Annotated in this window: 17 protein-coding genes; 10 read left to right on the top strand and 7 right to left on the bottom strand. The window is 71.6% G+C overall.

Features of this window, described 5'->3' with window-relative positions; translation table 11 throughout:
• Window positions 1-100: 100 nt before the first annotated feature.
• The 5 genes from GCN81_RS05335 (at window position 101) to GCN81_RS05315 (ending at window position 7,694) form a co-directional block, all read left to right on the top strand.
• Window positions 101-874 (top strand): ATP-binding cassette domain-containing protein, encoded by a 774-nt coding sequence (locus GCN81_RS05335; RefSeq protein WP_156722386.1) that lies wholly within the window; start codon window positions 101-103, stop codon window positions 872-874.
• A gap of 79 nt (window positions 875-953) precedes the next feature.
• Window positions 954-2,117 (top strand): ROK family glucokinase, encoded by a 1,164-nt coding sequence (locus GCN81_RS05330; RefSeq protein ID WP_156722261.1) that lies wholly within the window; start codon window positions 954-956, stop codon window positions 2,115-2,117.
• Window positions 2,118-2,690 (top strand): sugar kinase, encoded by a 573-nt coding sequence (locus tag GCN81_RS05325; RefSeq protein ID WP_156722260.1) that lies wholly within the window; start codon window positions 2,118-2,120, stop codon window positions 2,688-2,690.
• A 148-nt stretch (window positions 2,691-2,838) separates the two neighbouring features.
• Window positions 2,839-5,751, top strand: coding sequence for a DEAD/DEAH box helicase (locus tag GCN81_RS05320; RefSeq protein WP_156722259.1), 2,913 nt, complete (start codon window positions 2,839-2,841; stop codon window positions 5,749-5,751).
• A complete protein-coding gene (locus tag GCN81_RS05315) occupies window positions 5,748-7,694 on the top strand; it encodes an SWIM zinc finger family protein (protein ID WP_156722258.1) in 1,947 nt (648 codons plus the stop codon). The genes GCN81_RS05320 and GCN81_RS05315 overlap by 4 nt, the downstream gene beginning before the upstream one ends.
• Here GCN81_RS05315 and GCN81_RS05310 read toward each other — a convergent pair.
• Window positions 7,684-9,891: a glycosyltransferase family 4 protein gene (locus GCN81_RS05310; protein ID WP_156722385.1), complete on the bottom strand. Its 2,208-nt coding sequence runs from the start codon at window positions 9,889-9,891 to the stop codon at window positions 7,684-7,686. The two genes, GCN81_RS05315 and GCN81_RS05310, sit on opposite strands and share 11 nt — an antisense overlap.
• A 287-nt stretch (window positions 9,892-10,178) precedes the next feature.
• On the opposite strand from GCN81_RS05310, the gene GCN81_RS05305 reads away from it, so the two are divergent.
• The 4 genes from GCN81_RS05305 (at window position 10,179) to GCN81_RS05290 (ending at window position 14,254) form a co-directional block, all read left to right on the top strand.
• Complete coding sequence (locus GCN81_RS05305) at window positions 10,179-10,757, top strand: Type-2Aa cytolytic delta-endotoxin (protein ID WP_156722257.1); 579 nt, start codon at window positions 10,179-10,181, stop codon at window positions 10,755-10,757.
• 210 nt (window positions 10,758-10,967) lie between these two features.
• Entirely contained in the window at window positions 10,968-11,996 is a 1,029-nt protein-coding gene (tdh, locus tag GCN81_RS05300) for an L-threonine 3-dehydrogenase (RefSeq protein ID WP_156722256.1), read from the top strand.
• A gap of 114 nt (window positions 11,997-12,110) precedes the next feature.
• Window positions 12,111-13,343 (top strand): glycine C-acetyltransferase, encoded by a 1,233-nt coding sequence (locus GCN81_RS05295; protein WP_156722255.1) that lies wholly within the window; start codon window positions 12,111-12,113, stop codon window positions 13,341-13,343.
• Window positions 13,340-14,254, top strand: a complete 915-nt coding sequence (locus GCN81_RS05290) for a LysR family transcriptional regulator (protein ID WP_156722254.1) — start codon at window positions 13,340-13,342, stop codon at window positions 14,252-14,254. Before GCN81_RS05295 ends, GCN81_RS05290 begins: the two co-directional genes overlap by 4 nt.
• 140 nt (window positions 14,255-14,394) lie before the next feature.
• On the opposite strand, the gene GCN81_RS05285 is transcribed toward GCN81_RS05290, so the two are convergent.
• Window positions 14,395-15,300, bottom strand: coding sequence for a LysR family transcriptional regulator (locus GCN81_RS05285; RefSeq protein ID WP_197287496.1), 906 nt, complete (start codon window positions 15,298-15,300; stop codon window positions 14,395-14,397).
• 89 nt (window positions 15,301-15,389) lie between these two features.
• Between GCN81_RS05285 and GCN81_RS05280 the strand changes: the two genes are divergently transcribed.
• Window positions 15,390-16,718: an aspartate aminotransferase family protein gene (locus tag GCN81_RS05280; RefSeq protein ID WP_156722252.1), complete on the top strand. Its 1,329-nt coding sequence runs from the start codon at window positions 15,390-15,392 to the stop codon at window positions 16,716-16,718.
• Between the two features lie 179 nt (window positions 16,719-16,897).
• On the opposite strand, the gene GCN81_RS05275 is transcribed toward GCN81_RS05280, so the two are convergent.
• Genes GCN81_RS05275 through GCN81_RS05255 form a run of 5 tightly spaced genes read right to left on the bottom strand, consistent with a single transcriptional unit; the run spans window position 16,898 to window position 20,822 of the window.
• Window positions 16,898-18,154, bottom strand: a complete 1,257-nt coding sequence (locus GCN81_RS05275; protein ID WP_231626378.1) for a cytochrome P450 — start codon at window positions 18,152-18,154, stop codon at window positions 16,898-16,900.
• Window positions 18,151-18,759 carry a GTP-binding protein gene (locus GCN81_RS05270; RefSeq protein WP_156722251.1) on the bottom strand — a complete coding sequence of 203 codons (609 nt, stop codon included), beginning with the start codon at window positions 18,757-18,759 and terminating at the stop codon, window positions 18,151-18,153. The genes GCN81_RS05275 and GCN81_RS05270 overlap by 4 nt, the downstream gene beginning before the upstream one ends.
• A complete protein-coding gene (locus GCN81_RS05265; protein ID WP_156722250.1) occupies window positions 18,737-19,099 on the bottom strand; it encodes a DUF742 domain-containing protein in 363 nt (120 codons plus the stop codon). Before GCN81_RS05265 ends, GCN81_RS05270 begins: the two co-directional genes overlap by 23 nt.
• On the bottom strand, window positions 19,096-19,530 hold the full coding sequence (locus GCN81_RS05260; protein ID WP_156722249.1) for a roadblock/LC7 domain-containing protein: 435 nt from the start codon (window positions 19,528-19,530) through the stop codon (window positions 19,096-19,098). Before GCN81_RS05260 ends, GCN81_RS05265 begins: the two co-directional genes overlap by 4 nt.
• Entirely contained in the window at window positions 19,527-20,822 is a 1,296-nt protein-coding gene (locus GCN81_RS05255; RefSeq protein WP_156722248.1) for an ATP-binding protein, read from the bottom strand. Before GCN81_RS05255 ends, GCN81_RS05260 begins: the two co-directional genes overlap by 4 nt.
• Between the last annotated feature and the right edge of the window lie 231 nt (window positions 20,823-21,053).

Below are 21,053 nucleotides of genomic sequence, written 5' to 3'. Positions count from 1 at the left end.
CGAACAGGCCGCCGAACAGAACCCCCAGCGAGACCTCCAGCAAGACCCCCGGCAAGGCCCCCAGCAGGATCCCCAGCCAGCCCCTGAGGCGGGTGAACCGCTGGTGGCCCTCGACGGCGTCAGTAAGTACTACGGCAATATCCGCGCACTCGAGGGCGTGTCCCTGGAGGTCCACGCGGGCGAGGTCACCTGCGTACTCGGTGACAACGGCGCGGGCAAGTCGACCCTGATCAAGATCATTTCCGGTCTGCACCAGCACGACGCGGGCACCTTCTCCATCGAGGGCGACGAGACCCGGCTGAGCAAGCCGCGCGAGGCCCTGGACCGCGGCATCGCCACCGTCTACCAGGACCTCGCCGTGGTGCCCCTGATGCCGGTCTGGCGGAACTTCTTCCTCGGGTCCGAGCCGGTCAAGGGCGTCGGCCCCTTCAAGCGCCTGGACGTCGAGCGGATGCGCGAGACGACCCGCGCGGAGCTGCTGCGCATGGGCATCGACCTCCGGGACGTGGACCAGCCGATCGGCACCCTGTCCGGCGGCGAACGCCAGTGCGTGGCGATCGCCCGCGCCGTCTACTTCGGCGCCAAGGTGCTCGTACTGGACGAGCCGACGGCCGCACTCGGCGTCAAGCAGTCCGGAGTCGTCCTGAAGTACGTCGCCGCCGCCCGGGACGCCGGTCTCGGCGTCGTCCTGATCACCCACAACCCGCACCACGCCTACCTGGTCGGCGACCGCTTCATCCTCCTCAAGCGGGGCACCATGGCGGGCAGCCACCTGAAGGCGGAGATCGGCCTCGACGAACTCACCCGGCAGATGGCGGGCGGCTCCGAGCTCGAAGAGCTCAGCCACGAACTGGAGCGGCTCGGCCCGGCGTGACGCCCGCCCCCTACGCGTACGGACCAGGTCAGGGGTGGTGCGCTGCACCACCCCTGACAAGTGAGGCAGAATCGGCACGATGAGCACCTACCGCGATCTCGCCTACCGCGGCACCGCGCGGGCCAGTGTCCTGCGCACCGTCGCCGCGCGCGAACGACGCTCCCACCTGACCGCGCCGCGCGTCCCCACCGTCGGCATCGACATCGGCGGTACGAAGGTGATGGCGGGCGTCGTCGACGCGGACGGCAACATCCTCGAGAAGCTCCGCACCGAGACCCCGGACAAGTCCAAGAGCCCCAAGGTCGTCGAGGACACCATCACCGAGCTGGTACTCGACCTCTCCGACCGGCACGATGTGCACGCCGTGGGCATCGGCGCCGCGGGCTGGGTCGACGCCGACCGCAACCGCGTGCTGTTCGCCCCGCACCTGTCCTGGCGTAACGAGCCCCTGCGCGACGCGTTGCAGGCCCGCCTCGCGGTCCCCGTCATGGTGGACAACGACGCCAACACCGCCGCCTGGGCGGAGTGGCGGTTCGGCGCTGGCCGCGGCGAGGACCACCTGGTGATGATCACCCTCGGCACCGGCATCGGCGGCGCCATCCTGGAGGACGGCCAGGTCAAGCGCGGCAAGTTCGGTGTCGCCGGAGAGTTCGGCCATATGCAGGTGGTGCCCGGCGGGCACCGCTGCCCGTGCGGCAACCGCGGCTGCTGGGAGCAGTACAGCTCGGGTAACGCCCTGGTCCGGGAGGCGCGGGAACTCGCCGCGGCGGACTCCCCGGTGGCGTACGGCATCATCGACCGCGTCGGCGGCAACATCCAGGACATCACCGGACCGCTGATCACCGAGCTGGCCCGTGACGGCGACGCGATGTGTGTGGAACTGCTGCAGGACATCGGCCAGTGGCTCGGGGTCGGCATCGCCAACCTGGCCGCCGCCCTCGACCCGTCGTGCTTCGTGATCGGCGGTGGCGTCAGCGCCGCCGACGATCTGCTGATCGGGCCTGCCCGCGACGCCTTCCGGCGCCACCTCACGGGGCGCGGCTACCGCCCCGAGGCTCGTATCGCCAAGGCCCAGCTCGGCCCGGAGGCGGGTATGGTCGGCGCGGCCGACCTGTCTCGGCTTGTGGCCCGCCGCTTCCGCCGCGCCAACCGGCGTCGGGTGGAGCGTTACGAGCGCTATGAGCGCTACGCGAAGGCGCTCCGCACCGACCGCACCGACCGCACTTCCCAGGGAAACCCGTAGATGACCGTGTCCCATCCGCCGCTTCTGGACGAAGGGCCCGAGCCCGCCGAGGACCGGCGTCACATGATCCGTCGGCGCTGGCTCACCGCGATCACGATTCTCCTGCTGATCGGCATTCCCGCCGGTTACCTGGTGATCTCCGCGGAGCAGAGCCGCGAGAGCGGGCGGGACAAGGCGGCGAAGTACTCCGCGACCGGCCTCACCGAAGGCTGGCCGTCCAAGCTCCAGCGGCGCATCTACGAGGTGCCGATCCCCGGGAAGTCCCAGCGGGTCGCCTACTACGAGACCAACAACTGGCGCGCGAGCCGCCTGTATGTGCAATTCCTCACCAGCAATGAGGGCCTCGACACCTTCCTGGAGCGCTTGGGCGCCGACCCCGCCGACCTCAAGGACCGCGACATCACCATCGGGGAGCGGGACCAGGACGTCGTGTCCTGGGACTTCTCCGGGCCAGGGCCGTGGTCCGGCCTGGTCCACGAGCAGCAGCGGCCGTTGCCGACGCGGAGCGTCACGGTCGACCGCTCGGACCCCGATCACCCCATGGTGTACGTGGTCTCCAAGACCACTCCCTGAGTCTCCCGGACCACACCGAGTCTCCCGGACCACACCCTGATCAAGATCACAGCCTGATTGTCAGTGCCCCTCCGTACAGTCGGAGCAGTCGTGGAAATCGTCGGCAGCTGGTCGGCGACGACGGGTACGGAAGGCGGGTGAGCACGGTATGACGAGCACGAGCATGAGCGCGAGCACGCTGGTGCACGCCGCCGCGCTGTTCCTGCCCGCCACGCTGCCTCGGGAGAGCCGGGTGGCCTTCTGGCACCCGGAGGGTGCTCCACCCGAGTGGGCGGCCGCGGGCGACGCGTCGACGTCCATCGACCTGACCGTCGTCCGCCGCCACGGTTCCGGCGCCCGTACGACCACCGTCCCCGCCCGCACCCTGCCCCTCGCCGACGCCCTGCCGCTGCTGGTACGGGCCAGGCGCGACCCCGCCGCGCACCCCGCCACGGCGTGCTGGGGCGCCGCCGCCCTGCTCGCGCTGCGGCTCACCGCGCGCGGCCGACTGCTGCCTGGCCTCACCGCCGATGACCAGGACGCCTGGCGGGCCGGACCGCTCGACCCCGAGGACCTCGCGCAGCTGCGCGCGGTCGCCGCCGCCCTGCCGTACGAGGGCCACGCCACCCCACTCACCGGGTCGGGGACGGGCGTCGCCACCGGTACCGTCCGCAAGCCGCTCCAGTTGCCCCAGCCCGAGGCCCTGATGCGGGCCTTCCTGGACGCGGTGGCCGACACCCTGCCCCGCACTCCGGCCGCCGCGCACGCCTCGGGCGCCCCCTTCGCCGCCCGCGCGCCGCAGCGGTTGCCCGGGGCCCGCGCCTGGGCGGCGGAGGCCGCGGCGGGGATGGACGCCGGGGTCCGGGTCTCGCTGCGCCTGGACCTGTCCGGCGCCGGGCTCTTCGACCGTACGGACGACAACGACCGGACCGCGGGCGCCGCGGTCGTTCAGGTGCACAGCCTCGCCGACCCCACCCTCGTCATCGACGCCGCCGCCCTCTGGGCAGGGGACGGCGAGGCGGCCTTCGGGCCACGCGCTCAGGTGGACGCCGCGCTGGCCCTGCGCCGCGCGGCCCGCGTCTGGCCGCCGCTGGAACGGCTCCTGGAGCAGGACACCCCCGCCGTACTACCCCTGTCCGAGGCTGAGCTGTACGACCTGCTCGGCACCGTGGCGAGCAGGCTCGGCGCGGCGGGGGTCGCCGTGCACTGGCCTAGGGACCTGGCCCAGGACCTCTCCGCGGCCGCGGTCGTACGGCCCGCACCCGGCTCCGCCACCGACGGCACCAGCTTCTTCGAGACCGAGCGGCTCCTGGAGTTCCGCTGGCAGCTGGCACTCGGCGGAGACCCGCTCAGCGAGGCGGAGATGGACCAGCTCGCCGAGTCGCACCGGCCCGTCGTACGGCTCAAGGACCGCTGGGTGCTGGTCGACCCCGCCCTGGTCCGCAAGGCACGTAAGCGGGAACTGGGCCTGCTCGACCCGGTGGACGCGCTCTCCGTCGCGCTCACCGGCACCGCGGAGGTGGACGGCGAGACGGTCGAGGCGGTCCCGGTCGGCGCGCTCGCGACCCTGCGCGACCGCCTCACCGCGGGCCTGCCCCCGGCCGAGCCGCCACCCGGCCTGCACGCCCAGCTCCGCGACTACCAACTCCGGGGCCTGGCCTGGCTTGACCAGATGACGTCACTCGGCCTCGGCGGCTGCCTCGCCGACGACATGGGCCTCGGCAAGACCGTGACCCTCATCGCCCTCCACCTGCGGCGGGCACGCCGCGAGCCGACCCTGGTGGTATGCCCGGCGTCCCTGCTGGGCAACTGGCAGCGGGAGATCGCCCGCTTCGCCCCCGGCGTCCCGGTGCGGCGCTATCACGGCACCAGCCGCACCCTGCGCGACCTTGACGGCGGCTTCGTCCTCACCACGTACGCCACGATGCGCGGTGCGGCACCCCAACTCGCCCAGCAGCCCTGGGGCATGGTCGTCGCGGACGAGGCCCAGCACGTCAAGAACGCCTACTCGGCGACCGCGCGGGCGCTGCGCGACATCCCGGCACCGGCCCGCGTCGCGCTGACCGGTACCCCGGTCGAGAACAACCTCTCCGAGCTCTGGGCCCTGCTCGACTGGACCACACCCGGGTTGCTCGGCCCGCTCAAGTCGTTCCGCGCCCGGCACGCGCGGGCCGTTGAGGGCGGCGATGACGACGAGGCGGCGGCCCGGCTGGCCCGCCTGGTCCGGCCGTTCCTGCTCCGCCGCAAGAAGTCCGACCCGGGCATCGTCCCCGAGCTACCGCCCAAGACGGAGACCGACCACCCGGTTCCGCTCACGCGGGAACAGGCCGCGCTGTACGAGGCCGTGGTACGCGAGTCGATGGCCGCGATCGAGGCCGCTGACGGGATCGCGCGCCGTGGCCTGGTCCTGAAGCTCCTCGGCGCGCTGAAGCAGATCTGCAACCACCCCGCGCAGTACCTGAAGGAGAGCCCAAGGGAGAGCCCACAGGAGAGCGCGAAGCGGAACCCGGTGCGGAACCCGGTGCGGAGCCCAGCCGTCCGGCTCGTCGGCCGTTCCGGCAAACTCGCCCTGCTGGACGAGCTGCTGGACACCATCCTCGCCGAGGACGGCTCCGCGCTGATCTTCACCCAGTACGTGGGCATGGCCCGGCTGATCGGCGAGCACCTCGCCAGCCGAGCGATCCCCGCCGAACTGCTGCACGGCGGCACACCCGTGGCCGAGCGCGAGCACCTGGTGGACCGGTTCCAGAGCGGGGCCACCCCGATCCTGGTCCTCTCCCTCAAGGCGGCGGGCACCGGGCTCAACCTCACCCGCGCGGGCCATGTCATCCACTTCGACCGCTGGTGGAACCCAGCGGTCGAGGAACAGGCCACCGACCGCGCCTACCGCATCGGGCAGACCCAACCGGTGCAGGTCCACCGCCTCATCACCGAGGGCACGGTCGAGGACCGCATCGCCGAGATGCTCACCGCCAAGCGCGCTTTGGCGGACGCGGTACTCGGCACCGGAGAAGCCGCGCTCACCGAGCTCACCGACCGCGAACTCTCCGACCTGATCTCGCTCCGGAGGTCCCCCGCATGACCCCGGCCCCGAGCCCCGCCGAGCAGGCCCGCGAGGCCCTCCGCACGCAGCGCGCCGCGCCCGCCACGCCGTCCCCGCCCGCGCCGACCACGGACGCCGCGCCGGTCCCGGACGCCGCGCGCCCGGCCGATGTGGCCCGCGAGGCACTGCGCACCACGAACGATTCGGGGGGTGCTGGCGCGGCCCCCGAGGAGCACAGCGGCGACACAGGGGGAGACGCGGCGGCAACGACCGCCCGCCCAGCGGACGTGGCACGCCGGGCGCTGCGCGAACGGCCCGGCGGCCGCCTCAGGAGCGAGGGCGCACCCGAGAGCCTGGCCCCTTCGGGCTCCCCCGGACACGAACCCGCAGCGGCGGACGCTGACGACGCGAGGCGACGGCCCGCCGACGTGGCACGGGAGGCGCTGCGCGCCGCACGTCAGGGAGAAGACGAGGCGGCCAGCGCAGACGGACCGCCGCGCGGCGTACGCCCTGAGTACAGCGCCCAGGACCCCACGCCACCGGGCACGGGAACCCACACTGGCGCGGACGCGCGCGCGGGCGGGGGCTCGGGTATGGACGCCCGTACCGGCAGCGGCTCTGGTGGGGGCACCGGCTTCCGTCCGGGCGGTGGTTCTGGCCCGGGCGTCGGTTCCCGTAGCGGCGTTGGTGTGCGTACGGGAGCCGACGCCCGCGGTGCGAAGCCCGGTACGGACGTGGCGGCGGGGGAGTTGCGGCGTACCTTCGCGGGGCGTGTCGCGGGGGTGGAGCGGTCCGGCGCGGGCGATGCTGGGAGTTGGTGGGGCCGGGCCTGGGTCGCCGCGCTGGAGGACTCGGCCCTGGACCAGGCCCGCCTGGCGCGCGGCCGCACCTACGCGCGCCAGGGCCTCGTCGACGCGATCACCGTCACCCCCGGACAGGTCCTGGCGTACGTGCACGGCAGCCGCCCCCGCCCGTACCGCACCAGGATCGAACTGCCGACCCTGTCCGACGCCGAGTGGGACCAGCTGCTCGACACCGCCACTGAGCGACCCGGCCATATCGCGGCGCTCCTCGACAAGGAGCTGCCGCGGTCCCTCGCCAGGGGAGGGGGCGCGGACCTGCTCCCCGGGCCCGGCGACCTCGAACCGTACTGCTCCTGCCCGGATTCCGGTCACCCCTGCAAGCACGCGGCCGCGCTCTGCTACGAGACCGCCCGGCTGCTCGACGAAGACCCCTTCGTTCTCCTGCTGTTGCGCGGCCGCGGCGAGCGGCAGCTGCTCGACGACCTGTCCCGTCGCAACGCCACCCTGGCCGCACGCGCGGACCAGGACGAGAACCAGCCCCGTATCCCCGGAGTCAGGGCCACTGACGCACTCGCCCCACGTACGCCGCCTCCCCTGCCCACGCCGATGCCGCCGCTCCCGCACCCGGAGCAGCCGCCGGTGTACCCCGCGGCTCCCGGTGGGCCTGACCCGCTGGCCCTGGACCAGCTGGCCACCGACGCGGCCGCCCGCGCACACGCGCTGCTCCGCACCGGAGAGGACCCGGTCGCGGGCCTCACCCTCTGGCAGGACGCGGTCCGGCTCGCGGCCGCCCGCCCCGGCTCGGGCCTCACCGCGACCACCCGCACCCTCTACGCGGCACTGGCGTCCGCCACCGGCCGCACCGCTACCGACCTGGCGCGCGCGGTAGCCGCCTGGCGCCAGGGCGGCCAGGACGGCCTGACCGTACTGGAAGAGCCCTGGGACCCACCGGCCGGACCCTTCGATCAGGCCCGCCCCGCCCTGCGCGCCGCGGAGTTCCCGGCCTTCCGGCCCACCCGCAACCGCCTCACCCACCCCCGCGGCCACCTCCAACTACGCCTCGGCCACGACGGCCACTGGTACGCCTACGAGTCGGAGCCGGGCCGAGAGGACTGGTGGCCGCGCGGCACCCCGGACCGCGACCCGGTCGGAGCGCTCTCGGGCCTGCTCACGGGGTGATCTGGTCCGGCTGAGGTGTGTCGCGCAGGCTGAGGGCGAGGTTGTTGACCGCCGTGAAGAACGGCTTGGCGCGCGTGGTGCCGCGCTGTGGGTGCTCGCGCTCGGTGGCGGGGCTGGCGTCGGTCTTCTTGCGGTCGACGATGTCTCCGCCGATCCGCCCGAGGGGTATGGGTTCGGCGCCTTCGGTGGTCAACAGCCGCAGGTCCCACAGGTCGTGCTCGACGCTGCGGCGGGCCAGGGCCTCGCCGATGGACAGGGTGCACTCGAAGTGCCCGCCGCCCAGGTCCCGTACCGGCGTGGCGAAATCGTAGTCCGCGCCCTGCCGGGAGACCGCGGCGACGGTCGCTCCCTGGGCCTGGGCCTCAACTCGACCCTGACCCTGACCCTGACCCTGACCCTGGGCCAGGGCAGGCAGCGTGGCGTCGCCGAGCAGCAGCGCGCTGACGGTCACGGAGTCCGCGCCGACGAGTATCCGCGTGACCTCGGCGTGGGCGGGGCGCAGCCAGGTCCGCAAGGCGAGGAATCCGTCCGTCGTGGTGTAGGGAATCCAGGCGGACACCCCGTCCTCGCCGACGAGGGGCGGGAGGGTCACCAGCCGGGCCTGCTCCACCAGCCCCGCGACCAGCCGACGCCGCTTGTCGGTACCGCGAGGCGCGACGTAGCAGTCCCAGCGACCCTCAGCCAGCACATGGGCGTCCCGCTCCACCGTGGCGTGGGGCTCCGTGCGCTGACCCGCCCCGGCCTCACCCCACGCCACGGGCACGCGGATCTCAGCATGGTGGGGGTCCTTACGGCGCCGGACGACGAAGTCCAGCGGCCCCGACGGCAACGACCCGGCGTCGAAGCGTACGGCCATGCCCCCGTCAGCGGTCGCGCGCACGTACGCCACCGGCCGGACCTGAGGCGTGGGCGCCGCCGCATCAGCGGCCTTCGCGTCCTGTGCGGCCGCCATCCTCCCGCCCCTGCCGCGGAACGAGCCACGCAACCGGTTCAGCAGCGAAGTCCTGCCCGGCGCGGGGGCGTTGGCCTCCTGCCGGGGCCGCTCGCCGGCCAGGTCGTCAAACAACCGCTCATAACGTCGCCCGATGGTGGCCGGGGCGTAGCGCTGCGCCTTCGCCCGCGCCGCGCGCCCCTGGCGCTCGCGCAGTTCCTGGTCCTTGATGAGAGTGGACAGGGCTCCGGCATACGCGTCGGCGCCGCCCTCCAAGGGGACCAGGAGGCCGTCCTCGCCATCAGAGATGATCTCGCCGGGGCCGTGCGGGCAGTCGGTCGCGACGACCGGAAGGCCGCAGTGCATCGCCTCGACGATGGTCAGGCCGAAGGACTCCATGTCGGACGAGACGGCGGCGATGGAGCCCTTGGCCCACTCCGTCTCGATCGGGGACACCGGACCCATCAGGAAGGCCCGGTCATACAGCCCGAGTTCGTCGATCTGCCGTCTGAGCTTGGCCCGCTCCGGGCCACGCCCGTAGATGCGCAAGGTCCAGTCGGGATGCTCGGCCGCCACCTTGGCGAACGCGGAGACCAGCCGGTCGTAGCGCTTGATGCCCACGAGCCGCCCGGCCGCCACGACGACCTTGGAGTTCAGCGGGGACGGCTCAACGGCGGGCTCGGGCACGCCGTTGGGTATGCACAGCACCCGGGCGGCCGCATCGGGCAGCGCCGCCCGGTAGAGCTCGGCGTCCGCTTCGGACACCGTCACGAAGGCGTCGAGGCCGTCGGCCACCGCGGCGTTCTGGTCCTCGCGTAGCTGGTCGCTGTGCGCGTCGAAGGACAGGTGTTCCTGGCCGACGCGCAGACAGCGGCGCTGTCCGTACCGCCTGAGATAGCCGTTGAGGATCGGCCGGGTCGCGATCACGACCTGCGCGTCGGTCTGCTGGAGATGCGCCCCGATGCGTTGGTCGTGGAGCGCGGTGTAGCGCAGGCGGCCGAAGTCCACGCCCTTGTCGGGAAACATGGTGTTCGGTAGCCGCGTCGCCTCCAGCCCGCCCTCGTACGAGGGCGCGTCCTCCCGCATATCGATCAGCGAGGACAACCGCACCCGCGGATCGAACGGCAACGCGGGCTCATCCGCGACCCGGTGGACGCTCACGACCTCAACGTCATGACGCTCGGCCAGTGCCCCCGACAGGTTCGCCGTCGAGCGAACGGTCCCGCCGATCCCGTACGCGTTGTGCACCAAAAACGTGATCTTCATGTGCTGTCCCCCCACGGCCAGCTCGACGGCGTGTGGTCGCACGCCGGAAAGGTCTAGACCATGGATTCATGACATGAGGGGAAATGTCAACCGCACATTCAGCCACGCATATAGACACAGACGTGTAGAGCGGCGATTAGTTGTCTGCCAGCCCCCAGAAGTGACATACGGCACGGTCAGGCTGGTTGGTCGTGCGGGTGTCCGCGGCGCGGGACGGTGGTGCTCCCCGGCGGCGGTGCTCGGCATACTGGCCGCTCTTGATCACCGCTGCACTCGCAGGAGGAAGCATGGCCGCCAGTTTCAAGACCGTCATCGAGGTGGGGGCGGAGCACCTCGAACAGGCCCGGGCCGTCGACCGGTTGTTCCAGGAGGCGATCGCTCCCGCGACCGTCAACTTCGACTTCGAGCACATCCGGGCGGCGGCCGCCGCCGTGCCCGGCAGCGAGATCGTGAAGATGGTCCGCGGCTGGGGACTCCAGGAGAGCGCCCCCGTCATGGTGATGGTGCTGTCGCTGAAGGAGGCGGTGCGACAGGCGCTGCCCGCGGAGTTCGCCGAGGCGGGCTTCTGGGACACCGTCGAGCAGGAACTGGTCCGCGCCTTCACCGGACTCGCCGCGCAGGAGGGTGAGTCGGGGCTGTCGTACTACGAGGAGGGCGGGGACCGCACCAGTTACTACCGGGACCTTCTCTTCGCCCTGCAGGACGCCGAGACCGGTGATCACCTGTACGCGATCGCGTTCTGCGTCGACGTGACCCTCGGCGTGGGCAAGGCCCGTGCCGACGCCCTGGAGATCATGGACGTGGTGCCGTTCTCGATCCGGCTCAACGCGATCGTGCTGCGTCAGGGACTGTCGCTCGCGGCCTGACCGCGACGCGTGTCGGCCCGCCGTCCCGGGCCGTTTCGGGCCGTTCCGGCCGAGAGTAGCGCCGCCGGGTGTGAAGCTGGGCTGTGGGCCCGCTTAAGAAAGCGTCGATGGACGCGACGCTCCGAGCTGGGCAGATTGGAGCGCGTCCGCGGACCGGAACCGCACGTCGGTATCCGATCAGTCCCGTCACCCCTGCCTGGAGCCGCACCGATGAAGGCACTTGTCAAGCAGCACGCCGAGCCCGGCCTCTGGCTCATGGACGTGCCGGAGCCCGAGACGGGCGCATCGGACGTACTGATCAAGGTGCTGCGCACCGGCATCTGCGGCACCGACCTGCACATCAGGTCGTGGGATGGCTGGGCACGGCAGGCCGTCACCACGCCCCGTGTCCTCGGGCACGAGTTCGTCGGCGAGGTCGCGGCGGTCGGCGCGGACGTCACGGACATCGCGGTCGGCGACGTGGTGAGCGGCGAGGGCCACCTGGTGTGCGGGAAGTGCCGTAACTGCCTGGCTGGCCGCCGCCACCTGTGCCGGAGCACTGTCGGCCTCGGCGTCGGCCGTGACGGCGCGTTCGCGGAGTACGTCGCGCTGCCCGCCTCCAACGTGTGGGTCCACCGCACCAAGGTCGACCTGGACGTCGCCGCGATCTTCGACCCGTTCGGCAACGCCGTGCACACCGCACTGTCCTTCCCGCTCGTCGGCGAGGACGTGCTGATCACCGGTGCGGGCCCCATCGGCATCATGGCCGCGGCCGTCGCCCGGCACGCCGGCGCGCGCAATGTGGTGATCACTGATGTCAGCGAGTCCCGGCTGGCCCTCGCCCGCAAGGTAGGCGCGACCCTCGCGGTGAACGTGGCCGAGAGCGACATCGCCGCGGCCCAGCGGCAGCTTGGTCTCAAGGAGGGCTTCGACATCGGCCTGGAGATGTCCGGCCGCTCCGAGGCCATGCGCGACATGGTCGACAACATGACGCACGGCGGCCGTATCGCGATGCTGGGCCTGCCCGCGCAGGAGTTCGCCGTCGACTGGTCCAAGATCGTGACCTCGATGATCACGATCAAGGGCATCTACGGCCGTGAGATGTTCGAGACCTGGTACGCGATGACGGTCCTGCTGGAAGGCGGACTCGACCTCAGTCCCGTGATCACCGGCAGCTACGGCTACCAGGACTTCGACGCGGCCTTCGATGAGGCCGCCACTGCCCGCAGCGGCAAGATCATCCTCGACTGGACCGCCTAGAGCCGTCCGGCTAGTCCGGCTAGTCCGCCCTCAGGGCCTGCCCGCCCGCCCGGACACCAGCCCCTCTCCCGCCACCCCTCCTCCGCGTCCCTGCCCCACCCCAAGGAGCACTCCATGTACGCGTCCGTCCGAGACGACCTCCGAGTCACCCTCGACGAGATCCGCGACGCCGGTCTCTACAAGCCCGAGCGGGTCATCGCCACCCCGCAGAGCGCGTCCGTCGCCGTGACGGCCGGCGCCGCGCCCGGTGACGTGCTCAACTTCTGCGCCAACAACTACCTCGGCCTCGCCGACCACCCCGACGTCGTCGCCGCGGCCAAGGACGCGCTCGACCGCTGGGGCTACGGCATGGCCTCCGTCCGCTTCATCTGCGGCACGCAGGAGATCCACAAGGAGTTGGAGCAGCGGCTGTCGGCATTCCTCGGCCAAGAGGACACGATCCTCTACTCCTCCTGCTTCGACGCCAACGGCGGAGTCTTCGAGACCCTCCTCGGTCCCGAGGACGCCGTCATCTCCGACGCCCTCAACCACGCCTCGATCATCGACGGCATCCGGCTGTCCAAGGCCCGCCGCCACCGCTACGCCAACCGGGACATGGCCGACCTGGAGAAGCAGCTCCAAGAGACCCAGGACGCGCGCCGCCGCCTCATCGTCACCGACGGCGTCTTCTCGATGGACGGCTACGTCGCCCCGTTGCGCGAGATCTGCGATCTGGCCGACCGCTACGACGCGATGGTCATGGTCGACGACTCGCACGCCGTCGGCTTCGTCGGCCCCGGCGGCCGCGGCACCCCCGAGCTGCACGGGGTGATGGACCGCGTCGACATCATCACCGGCACCCTCGGCAAGGCCCTCGGCGGCGCCTCCGGCGGCTACGTCGCCGCCCGCGCCGAGATCGTCGAGCTGCTGCGCCAGCGCTCCCGCCCGTACCTCTTCTCCAACTCCCTCGCCCCGGTGATCGCCGCCGCCTCCCTCAAGGTCCTCGACCTGCTGGAGTCGGCCGGTGACCTGCGGGACAAGCTCGCCGCCAATACCAAGCTGTTCCGTACGAAAATGACCGACGCGGGCTTCGAGATCCTGCCCGGCGACCACGCGATCGCACCCGTCATGATCGGCGACGCCGCGGCGGCGGGCCGGATGGCCGAGCTGCTGCTGGAGCGCGGCGTGTACGTCATCGGCTTCTCCTACCCGGTCGTCCCCATGGGCCAGGCCCGGATCCGCGTCCAGCTTTCCGCGGCCCACTCCACCGAGGACGTCGAGCACGCCGTCGCCGCCTTCGCCGACGCACGCCGGGCGCTCGACGGCGGACGCGACGCGTCGGCGCCGACTGGCAAAATGGCCGGGTGATAGACCCCCGTCGGCTTCGCGTCCTGCGGGCCGTGGCGGACCACCGTACGGTGACCGCCGCGGCCTCCGCGCTGTACCTCACCCCTTCCGCCGTCTCCCAGCAGCTCAACGCGCTGGAGAAGGAGACCGGCCATGTCCTGCTGATCCGCAGCGGCAAGGGGGTGACCCTGACAGCCGCGGGGGAGATCCTCCTCGCCCACACGCACGCCATGCTCGCCCAGCTTGAGCGGGCCGAGGCGGAGCTCGCCGCGTACGCGGGCGGAGCCGCCGGGGAGGTCAGCGTCGCCGCGTTCGCCACCGGCATCGCCGAGGTCGTCGCACCGGCCCTGGGACGGCTGTCCGAGAACCACCCCGGCATCCGGGTACGCGTCCGAGACGCCGAAGGCGACGAGAGCCTGCCGCTCGTCCTGGACGGTGAGGCCGACCTCGCGGTCGCCGTCGAGTACCGGGGTGCGCCGGGTGCCGACGACCGGCGGCTTTCCCGGGTGCCGCTGTACGCGGAGCCGTTCGACGCCGTACTGCGCGCCGACCACCCGCTGGCAGGCCACGAACGGGTCGAACTCGCGGGGCTCGACGACAGCGACTGGATCGGCCCCTATCCGGGCAACCCGTGCCACGACATGGTGCTCCTCGCCTGCGAGCTGGCCGGTTTCCAGCCCCGGCTCGTGCATCTGTCGGACGACTTCCGTGCCGTCGTCGCACTGGCGGGCGCCGGTGCGGGCGTCGCGCTCGTGCCGCGCTCCGCGCTGCGCGGGATGGAGCTGCGGGACACCGTGGTCCGGCCCGTCTCAGGCCCGGCGGCGACCCGCCGCGTCTTCGCCGCGGTGCGCCGCGGCGCGGAGACCCACCCCCTGATCCGGCCGGTCCTCGACGCGCTCGCTCACACGGCGGCGGGCCTGTCCACGGACTGACGGCTGTCCCGACGGGTCCCGGCCCTGGCCCCGGCCCCGGCCCCGGCCTGGGCCTGGGCCCGCGTGTACGCACCTCCTCGGCACCGGCACCCTCGGCACCGGCACCCTCGACCGGGACCTGCTCGCCCGCGCCTTGGCTGTCACTCACGCCCCGGCAGCGGCAGCTCCGGATGCTGACGCAGTGCGTCCAACACGGCGCGCACCGCCGCGCGAGGTGGTGCGCCGCGGCGGATCGCCACACTGATCGTGCGTGTCACAGGAGTCGCGAGTTCCCTGGTAGCGACGCGATAGCGGGGGTCGACCGCCAAGCCGGGCAGCAGCGCGATCGACAGTCCGGCCTCGACGTGCTGCAGGGCCATCATGTAGTTGCTGAACCGGCACACCACCCGCGGCTCGAACCTCGCTTGACGGCACAGCCGCAGCGCGAGATTCGCCATGTACGACTGTGGCATGTCGAACGCCCACGGCTCGTCCGCGTAGGCCGCGAGGTCCACGGCGCCGCGCCCGGCCGCGGGATGCTCGGGCGGGACCACCAGCAAGATCGGGTCCGTGGCCAGCGGTACGAGGTCGAGGTCCGGCCCCAACGGCAGCTCGTCGAAGTCCGTCGTGGTGACGATGATGTCCGCGTCGCCACCCCGCAGCGCGGGCATGCTCTCGTGCGGCTCAAGCTGCAGCAGCTCGACGTCCAGGTGCGGATGCTCCCGCGCCAGCCGGGTCACCGCCGGTACGGCCATGGTGTGGATCGCGCTCTGGAAGGCCCCCAGCCGCACCAGTCCGACCGGTTCTTCGCCGAACCCGCGCAGCTCCGCCTCGACGCTGTCCATGTGATCGAGGATCGCCCGCGCCCGCCGCGCGAGGATCAGCCCGGCCGAGGTCAGCCGCACGCGGCGTCCCGTGCGTTCAAGGAGCTGTGTGCGCGTCTCGGCCTCGAGCGCGGCGAGCTGCTGAGACACGCTTGACGGGCTCAGGTTGGCGGCTTGGGCGACCGCCCGGACGGTGCCCAGCGTGTCCAGCTGGCTCAGCAGCCGCAGCCTCCAGGGGTTCATCACGCCCCCATTGTTGTGCGGTTTTGCCGAACAGGAAAGCCGGAATTGTGAGATGGACGTGCCGCTCGAACCCGGCCTACCGTCGGGACATGGCTGCTACGACCACCGCCCCGCTGTCCACCGAAGCCTTCTGGGCCGATGCCGAGAGGCACCTCGTCCGCTACGGCGGTGAGTTCACCCGCGAGATCATCGACCGCGCCGCCGGCAGTTTCCTGTTCACGGCGGAGGGCCGGAAGATCCTCGACTTCACCTCCGGCCAGATGAGCGCGATCCTGGGCCACTCGCACCCGGAGATCGTCGCGACCGTCCAGCGGCAGGTCGCGACCCTCGACCACCTCTTCAGCGGCATGCTCAGCCGCCCGGTGGTCGACCTCGCCCGGCGCCTGGCCGACACCTTGCCCGCGCCGCTGGAGAAGGCGCTGCTGCTGACGACCGGCGCCGAGTCGAACGAAGCCGCCATCCGGATGGCCAAGCTCGTCACCGGCAAGCACGAGATCGTCTCGTTCGCGCGGTCCTGGCACGGCATGACGCAAGCCGCCGCGTCCGCCACCTACAGCGCGGGTCGCAAGGGCTACGGCCCGACCGCGCCCGGAAACTTCGCCATCCCCGTGCCGAACGCGTACCGGCCCGACTTCACCACGGCCGACGGCTCGCTGGACTGGCGCCGCCAACTGGACTTCGCCTTCGACCTGATCGACGCCCAGTCGACCGGCAGCCTGGCCGCGTGCCTCGTCGAACCGATACTCAGCTCAGGCGGAATCATCGAACCGCCGCCCGGGTACTTCGCGGCCCTACAGGCCAAATGTCGGGAACGCGGCATGCTGCTGATCCTCGACGAGGCCCAGACCGGCCTCTGCCGCACCGGGTCCTGGTACGCGTTCGAGCGCGACGGCGTCGTCCCCGACATCCTCACCCTGTCCAAGACACTCGGTGCGGGACTCCCCCTCGCGGCGGTGATCACCAGCGCCGAGATCGAGCAGGAGGCACACGAGCGCGGGTTCCTGTTCTTCACCACGCACGTCGCCGACCCGCTGGTGGCCGCGGTCGGCAACACCGTCCTCGACGTCCTGATCAGCGACAAGCTCGACGAACGCGCGCGGTCGCTCGGCACGTTCCTCCGCGAAGGTCTGACGGACATCGCCAGCCGCCACGCGGTCGTCGGAGACATCCGCGGCCGGGGCCTGCTGGCCGGGCTCGAACTCGTCGTCGACCGCGAGACGAAGCGCAGCTCGAACGAGCTGGGCGCGCGGGTCACCCGGCGCTGCCTTGAACTCGGCCTGCACATGAACATCGTCCAGCTCCCCGGCATGGGCGGAGTCCTGAGGATGGCACCGCCGCTGACCGCCACCGAGGACGAGCTCTCGCTCGGCCTGACGATTCTGGACGAGGCGATCGGCGACGCCTGCGCCGCACTCTGACGACGCCGGGAATCTGGCGGCCACCGCGGTCTTCCCCGCGAGAACCGATACCGACCTGATGCGAAGGAGCGATCAGCGTTCCCTCGCGATGGGAACGAACTTTGAGGGCCCAGGAGATATCGCCTCTCAGCTGCCCTTCACTCCTCAGGAATGCCTTTTCGCTACACACCGGCGACCGTTCAGACCCGTCGGCTGATCGGCGGGAAGCGGACGGGCAGGCCGGCCAGAGCCCGGTGGAAGGGGCCCTGCCGCCATTCCAGCTTCTCGACCGGGATTTCCAGTTCGATGTTGGGTAGCCGGTCGAGGAGCTTCTCCAGGGCGACCGCGGCGATCACCCGGGCGGGGCCCTTCGCCGGACAGGTGTGCGGGCCCGCGCTCCACGCGAGGTGCGCGCGGTTTCCGGCCCGGCGTTCGCCGCGGAGGCCGGGGTCGGTGTTCGCGGCGGCCAGGCTGATGAGGATGGGCTCGCCCTGGCACACGAGGGTTCCGTCGAGCTCCTGGTCGTGGATCGGATAGTGGACGGCGTAGTTCGCCAGCGGCGGGTCGGTCCACAGCACCTCGTCGATGGCGTCCTCGACGGGCGTGGTGCCGCGTGCGAGATCACCGGCGAACCGGTCGTCGGACAGCAGCAGCCGCAACCCGTTGCAGATCAGGCTCTGCTGGGGCTCGGTGCCCGCGCCCATGAGCACCACCAGCTGGTGCGTCATCTCCTCATCGGTCAGCCCGGCGGGGTGGGCCATCAGCCAGGACGTCACGTCCCGCCCCGGCTCCGCCCGCTTGAGCGCCACCAGCTCGGCGAGGCCCTCGGCCAACACCGCGTTCGCCTTCTCGGAGCCGGAGTCGGCGTCGAAGATCCCGGACATGCCCTCGACCAGCTTGTCCCCGGTGGCGGGCGGGCAGCCGAAGAGCTGGTTGAAGACCAGCAGGGGCAGGACGGCACCGTACTCGTGGAGAAGATCCGCCCGCCCCTTGGGGCCGATCCGGTCGATGAGGGTGTCGGCGCTGTGCTCCACGTGGCGCCTGAGCGCGTCGGGGTCCACACGGCCCAGGCTGTCGGTGATGGCGCCGCGCAGTCGGCTGTGCTGGTCACCGTCGGTCCACAGGGCGTTCGGCCGGTACGTCATCATCGGCACGACCGGGCTGTCCGCCGGCACCGTCCCGTCGGCGAGAGCCCGCCATCGGCGCGGGTCCTTGGAGAAGCGCTCCGGACTGCGCAGTACCTCCAGAGCGGTGTCGTAGCCGATGACCAGAGAAGCGCGCACGCCGGGCGCTATCTCCACGGGCGCGACGGAGCCGTGGGCGCGCAGTCGGGCGTACGACGCCATGGGGTCGGCGGCGAACTCCGGGCCGTACAGCCGCTCCACCGTACGTGCGCCGGCGTGTGCCGGGCAGCCGAGAGCAGGGGCTGGGTCGTGTGCGGGCCGGGGTGTCGTCATCCTTGCTCCTGAGGGGTGCGGGTCTGGAGGTACTCGATGAGGGAGATCAGCGCTCCGGCACCGGACGTGGCTTCCCGCGCGTCGCAGGTGACCAGGGGGGTTTCCGGGAGAAGGTCGAGAGCCTCGCGGATCTCCGCCTCGGGGAACACCGGCGCGCCGTCGAACTGGTTGACGGCGACCGCGTACGGCATGCCGTGCTCTTCCAGCAGGCCCATGACGTCGAAGGACTGGTCGAGCCTTCGGGTGTCCGTCAGCACCAGTGCGCCGAGCGCGCCGTTCACCATGTCCTTCCACAGCTGGGTGAAGCGCTTCTGCCCGGGGGCGCCGAAGAGATACAGCACCAGGGACTCGTTGAGCGTGAGGCGGCCGAAGTCCATGGCCACGGTCGTCGTGGTCTTGTCGGGGACGCCCGCGAGGTCGTCGACGAGTTCGCCGGCCTGCGTCATGGTCTCTTCGGTGCGCAGCGGCCGGATCTCGGAGAGGGTGCCGACGAACGTGGTCTTGCCGACGGCGAAGTGGCCGACGACGAGGATCTTGAGCGCGGTCGTGACCGTGTCCGGGACGTACACCGGGTCGACCGGGTCAGAAGCGGGAGCGGAGACCATCCAGCACCTCCTGCAGGAGTCGGGCGTCGGGCAGTTGTGCCTTGGGGACGGGGGGCCGGACGTGGACATGGCCGCTGTCGACGAGGTCGCTGAGCAGGACCTTGGTGACGCTTATCGGCAGAGCGAGATGTCCGGCCACTTCGGCGGCCGACAGCGCCCCTGGCCGGCACAGTTGGATCACACGCCGCTTCTCCGGGCTCAGCCCGTTCAGGGGACGGTCGTGCACTGCCGTGACCAGCGCTACGAGGTCCAGGGTGTTGCGCGTCGGATGGGCGCGGCCCTCCGTGACGACGTACGGCCGTACGAGTCCGGTGTCCTGCCAGGGGCGCGGCGGGGTCATGCCGTACCGGAGTCGTCCGGCCTGCCGGGTACGGAATGCTGCCGGGGCAAGCTGGTCAGCTCCTTGCCCAGCCGGTCGACCAACTTGTGCATGCTGTAGGTGACGGCTTCCATGTCGACGTCCTGGCCGGCCGAGACAGCCAGATACGCGCCCGCGCCGGCGGCCACCAGGAAGACGTACCCGTCGGCGAACTCGACCAGGGTCTGCTGCCACGGAGAGGCCTCCCGCCCGCAGAACTCGGCGGTACTGCGACTGATGGACTGCAGTCCGGACAAGGCCGCGGCCTGCCGCTCGGCCTCGTCGCGCTGGATGCCCTGGGAGTGGGCGCGGAGCATGCCGTCCGCGGAGAGCAGGATCGCGTGGCGGGCTTCCGGGACCTTCAGGACCTCGTCGAGCATCCATCCGAGTTCGTTGGTCATCTGGCCGCTCATTCCTGGGGGGCTCCTTCGGTGTCGGGGGAGGAGTCGCGGCCGGAGCGGGTGCCGCGGGCGAACGCGCCCATACGGGAGGCGGTCTCGGCGGCGGGGCGGACCAGCGCGGGATCGGAGGCCGGGGCCTCGGGGCCGCCGTCGGCTTCCTGGTACTGCCGCGTGCATCGGCGGCGCTTGGGCAGACCACCCGCGGTGGACGACGGCGTTGCCTCCGCTTCGGACGCGCCGGGGGAGACCGGCTCCGGGTCGGGCGGAGTCTCGGCCCGCAGTGTGGGGATGGGCGGGCCCATGAAACGCACCCGGTTGAGGAGCGTGTTGGGGAGAAAGAGCACGGCCCGCACACCGCTGTACGGGGACTGCGTGTCGACCGAGACGCTGAATCCGTACCGGGCGGCGAGCGCGCCGATGACGGCGAAGCCGAACTGCGGCGGGTCGCCGAGCTTGTTGATGTCGACGTCCACCAGGCCGGACAGACGACGACCGGCCTCCTCGGTTTCGCGTGCGTCCATGCCGATGCCGGCGTCGTCGACGACGATGCTGACTCCGTGGTGGGCGGGTTGGATGCCGACTTCGACGGTGGCGTCGGGCCGGGAGTGCCGCGCTGCGTTGTCCAGCAGCTCGGCGACCGCGAGGACGACCGGCTCGACGGCTCGGCTCACGACGTCCATGTCGACGTGCGAGTGCACCGTGACGCGCCGGTAGTCCCGAATCCTCGATGTCGCACCGCGGACGACGTCGAGCAGCGGTGACGCGGCCCGCTGCCGTCCGGGCCACGAGCCGCAGAGCACGGCGATGGCTTGCGCCCTCCGGCCGAACTGCGCATTGGCGTGGTCGATCTCCAGGAGGTCCCGGAGCACATCGGGGTTGTCGTGCCGGTCCTGCATGTCGGAGATCGACAGCTGCTGCTCGTTCGCCGACGCCTGCAGGGCGTGCATCGCCGCCTTCAGTGTCGCCTTCGCCGACCTGTCCGCCCGGGACCGTGTGGCCTCGGCGGCTCCGGTGAACTGCTCTACGACCTGCTGCAGGTTCCTTCCGTACGTCGTGCCGGCGAGATCCGTATCGAGAGGCCCCGGCACGGGTGCGCTGCCGTGGGCCGCCTCGACCAGCGCGGGAAGCCGAACCTCGGAGAGGTGCCGGACCTCCTCCTCCCGGGCGAGCAAGCCGGCTTCGTGGATCGTCAGTCGACGGCGCAGGGCGGTGGTGATCCGGTACTGGCGTACCAGCAGCGACACTCCAGCGAGCGTGACCATGGCGAGGCACCAGAACACCGCCTCCGGTATGTGTTGTGTCATCAGGTCCTCATGAAGGGGGAGTACGACAGGCGCGCAGGCAGCGGGACATACGGGAACCGGCTCTGAGGACCCATCGGATTTCGATCGGCCGGGCCGGACGCGGCACCGTGGCGGTGGGTGGTGCCAGGGAACACCCGGGTCCCTCCGGTGGCCCGCTCCCTCAGGTGAGGGCGTTGCCGGCCCTTGGCATTGGCACGCTCGATCGCGTATTGCCAGTAGGTGTTCGACAAT

It is taken from the genome of Streptomyces apocyni (assembly GCF_009739465.1).
GTDB classification, from domain to species: Bacteria; Actinomycetota; Actinomycetes; order Streptomycetales; family Streptomycetaceae; genus Streptomyces; species Streptomyces apocyni.
Note: the sequence above shows the minus strand (reverse complement) of the source record. Positions and strands in the feature narration are given on the sequence as shown.